4 protein-coding genes are annotated in these 3637 nt (G+C 68.2%); 3 read left to right on the plus strand and 1 reads right to left on the minus strand.

Going from position 1 to position 3637, the window contains the following annotated elements; translation table 11 throughout:
• Positions 1-99: 99 nt before the first annotated feature.
• Positions 100-771: a DUF461 domain-containing protein gene (locus ACWDR4_RS49895; RefSeq protein ID WP_450418820.1), complete on the minus strand. Its 672-nt coding sequence runs from the start codon at positions 769-771 to the stop codon at positions 100-102.
• Between the two features lie 651 nt (positions 772-1422).
• Here ACWDR4_RS49895 and ACWDR4_RS49900 point away from each other — a divergent pair.
• The 3 genes from ACWDR4_RS49900 (at position 1423) to ispF (ending at position 3504) form a co-directional block, all read left to right on the plus strand.
• A complete protein-coding gene (locus ACWDR4_RS49900; protein WP_003953493.1) occupies positions 1423-1905 on the plus strand; it encodes a CarD family transcriptional regulator in 483 nt (160 codons plus the stop codon).
• 338 nt (positions 1906-2243) lie between these two features.
• Complete coding sequence (gene ispD, locus ACWDR4_RS49905; protein ID WP_450418821.1) at positions 2244-2996, plus strand: 2-C-methyl-D-erythritol 4-phosphate cytidylyltransferase; 753 nt, start codon at positions 2244-2246, stop codon at positions 2994-2996.
• A complete protein-coding gene (gene ispF, locus ACWDR4_RS49910) occupies positions 2986-3504 on the plus strand; it encodes a 2-C-methyl-D-erythritol 2,4-cyclodiphosphate synthase (protein ID WP_450418822.1) in 519 nt (172 codons plus the stop codon). The genes ispD and ispF overlap by 11 nt, the downstream gene beginning before the upstream one ends.
• The last annotated feature ends 133 nt before the right edge of the window (positions 3505-3637 follow it).

Here is a 3637-nt window from a genome sequence, read left to right on the forward strand (position 1 = left end):
TCTTCGGCCGTGGTCGGCGCACCCCGCTCTCGGTTACGTCGAGGGGCGGGACCTCCCTGAGGAGGTCCCGCCCTTCGACGTACCGGCGTGTACGACGGTTCAGTTGCCGGCGGCAGCCGTGTCCGTCTCCGAGGCCGAGGCGCTCGATGTGGCCCCCGCCTCGGGCGTCTCGGCGGCACCGGTCCCGTTCGGGGAACCGGACGTCTCCGGCTCGACGGAGGTGCTCGGCGAGGCACTGCCCTCGACCGGGGCCTCCGGGACCTCGGTCGGGCCCCACGAGGAGAAGAAGCTCTCCGCCGGGACGACGAACGCGCGCAGGCTCACGTCACCCGTCTTGCTGAAGGCGAAGGTGATCTTCTGCGCGTTGCCGTCCTTGACCGCCTCACGGCTGCTGGGCAGCACGGCGGAGGCGTTGTTCGCGCCGCCGATGACGAGCGAGCCACCGGCCGGGATGCTCAGGCTCCCGCCCTTCGCGGCCGTCAGCTCGGCGGTCTTGCCGGTGCCGGGGACGGTGATCGACTCCAGCGTCTGGGCGGTCGTACCGCTGTTGAACACCGTCGCGGAGACGGCGGCCGGGCCGGTCGACTCCAGCTCCGGCTGGGTGATGATGACGACGTTCTGCAGCTTGATGTCACCGACGGAGGTGGCCGCGTTGTCCGGCTTGACCTCCAGCGTCTGGGCGTTGTTTCCGGCTGCGCACCCGGCGAGCGTGGCGACCGAGAACGCGAGGGCGGATGCGGCGAGGGCGCCGCGTCGAAGGCTGCTGCTCACGGCGGCGGCAACTCCTTGGAACGCACGGGCAGCTCCTTGTAAAGCCACCCTAAGTGTCTGTCAGCGGCCTTAGGTTACCGAGCCGTTCCCACGCCACCGCACCCGACCCGCCTCTAAGGACGGGCGGGGGTGCCGGCTCGGGAGAACACGGCTGTCTCCTGAACCACTTCGACATATCAGATAAGTGCTGTCGGCCGGGCTTGCGGATTTCCGGTGAAGGAATGAACGGACCGGAAATTGATCACCCGCAGATCACCCGCGGATCGTCTGTAGATCGCCCGCAGATCATCGGCGGATCACCGGTAGATCATCTGCTCGGTCATCCACTGTCGTGATCAATTCCGGATTCGTCGCACAGCCGACTCCGCTCACCGAACGGAGTAGCGGAAGTCGCACACTTGGAAGCGGACATAAGTGGATGTTTGGTCGCCTGGCGGGGCCTCCGGGTGTGTGTAACGCCCGGGTTTCACTTCGTTCGGAGAGCCGCTCCGACCTGCGAATACCCCCCTCGTCTTCGCCTCCGGAGCCCTCCCAAAGCACGTTCCTGTTACTGTTGTCAAGCCCCGAGATATGCCCTGACCTGCGAAAACGCCATTCAGAAGCTGCCGTTTCCGTGTTACCCTGGATAGCCACGGAAGGGGTACCTGTCACATGACGTTCAAGGTTGGCGACACCGTGGTCTATCCCCATCACGGGGCCGCGCTGATCGAGGCCATCGAAACTCGCCAGATCAAAGGCGTGGACAAGACCTACTTGGTGCTGAAGGTCGCCCAGGGTGACCTGACTGTACGTGTACCGGCGGACAATGCGGAGTTCGTCGGCGTACGTGACGTGGTCGGTCAGGATGGGCTGGACCGGGTCTTCGAGGTGCTGCGCGCTCCGTATGCCGAGGAGCCCACGAACTGGTCACGTCGCTACAAGGCGAATCTGGAGAAGCTCGCCTCCGGTGATGTCATCAAGGTCGCGGAAGTCGTACGTGACCTGTGGCGTCGTGAGCGGGAGCGCGGACTGTCCGCCGGTGAGAAGCGCATGCTCGCCAAGGCTCGCCAGATCCTGGTGAGTGAGCTCGCGCTCGCGGAGAACACGAACGAGGACAAGGCCGAAGCCCTGCTCGACGAGGTGCTCGCGTCCTGAACTCCGACTGAACGCAGGCCCTGAAAGCCCGCCCATTCGGTTTTAAGCAGCACAGTCAGTTCAAGCAGCACAGTGAAAATGCCGCGGTGCCCGATGACGTATCCAATGTCGCCGGGCGCTGCGGCATGTTCGTGCCCGGATGAGAATTCTCCCGTACTGACCAGCGCTGACTGAAGCGGTCAGTAGTACTGAAGTGCAGTACCGAAGTACTGATATTGGTGTGCCGGGCCCGGAGACCGCTCGACCGGATGTCACGGAAGGGTCCGATCGAGGCTCGCGCCCGGCACTCCTCCAGGCCATACCCACGAGGGCTCGGCACACAAACCTGACAGGAACCGATGTCTGACGAATCGCGCCCCACACCGCCCGGGGCACGTACGGCCGCCGTGATTCCGGCCGCCGGCCGGGGCGTACGCCTCGGTCCGGGCGCCCCCAAGGCGCTTCGCGCGCTGAACGGCACGCCCATGCTCATTCACGCCGTGCGCGCGATGGCCGCGTCCCGTGCCGTGTCGCTGGTCGTCGTCGTGGCCCCGCCGGACGGCGCCGCCGAGGTGAAGACCCTCCTCGACGCCCACGCGCTGCCCGAGCGCACGGACTTCCTGGTCGTCCCCGGCGGCGAGTCCAGGCAGGAGTCGGTGAAGCTCGGCCTGGACGCGCTGCCGCCCGGCATCGACATCGTCCTCGTCCACGACGCCGCCCGCCCACTCGTCCCGGTGGACACCGTGGACGCGGTGATCGAGGCGGTACGGGAGGGCGCGCCGGCCGTGGTCCCCGCACTGCCGCTGGCGGACACCGTCAAGGAGGTCGAGCCGGCCACGACGCCCGGGGAACCGGAGCCGGTGCTGTCGACGCCGGAACGGGCGCGGCTGCGGGCGGTCCAGACACCGCAGGGTTTCGCCGTCGGCACGCTCGTACGGGCCCACGAGACGGTGACCGAGAACGTCACCGACGACGCGAGCATGGTCGAACAGCTGGGCCTGCGGGTCGTGGTCGTGCCCGGCCACGAGGAGGCGTTCAAGGTGACGAGGCCGCTGGATCTGGTGCTGGCGGAGGCGGTCCTGGCCCGCAGGAGGCTGAACGATGGCTTCTGAGTCTTCTGAGGCTCCTGAGAGCCAGTTCCCGGTGCTGCCCCAGGTCGGCATCGGTACCGACATCCACGCTTTCGAGGAGGGCCGGGAGCTGTGGTGCGCCGGCCTGAAGTGGGAGGGCGAGGGGACCGGGCTGGCGGGTCACTCCGACGCGGACGTCGTCGCCCACGCCGCGTGCAACGCGCTGTTCTCGGCGGCGGGGCTGGGCGATCTGGGTCAGCACTTCGGCACCGGGCGCCCGGAGTGGTCCGGGGCGTCCGGGGTCACGCTGCTGACGGAGGCGGCGCGGATCGTACGGGCGGCGGGGTTCACGATCGGCAATGTCGCGGTGCAGGTGGTGGGGCCGCGGCCGAAGATCGGGAAGCGGCGGGAGGAAGCGCAGAAGGTGTTGTCGGAGGCGGTGGGGGCGCCGGTGTCGGTGTCCGGCGCGACGACGGACGGGCTCGGTTTCCCGGGGCGGGGGGAGGGGCTGATGGCGGTGGCCACGGCACTGGTGGCCCGGCTGGGCTGAGGCCCAGTTTTCTCGCCCCCGCCGCCCCTACCCGTCCCATCTCGTTCCTGGGGGCTGCGCCCCCAGACCCCCGCTCCGGCCCTGAACGGGCCTTGTCCTCAAACGCCGGACGGGCTGAAAGGTCCAGCCCCTC

It is taken from the genome of Streptomyces sp. NPDC000878 (genome assembly GCF_053599695.1).

Excerpts from the sequence above, each read along its gene's own strand:
- ACWDR4_RS49900 (WP_003953493.1), top strand. The coding sequence starts at position 1,423 with ATGACGTTCAAGGTTGGCGACACCGTGGTCTATCCCCATCACGGGGCC.
- ispD (WP_450418821.1), top strand. The coding sequence starts at position 2,244 with ATGTCTGACGAATCGCGCCCCACACCGCCCGGGGCACGTACGGCCGCC.
- ispF (WP_450418822.1), top strand. The coding sequence starts at position 2,986 with ATGGCTTCTGAGTCTTCTGAGGCTCCTGAGAGCCAGTTCCCGGTGCTG.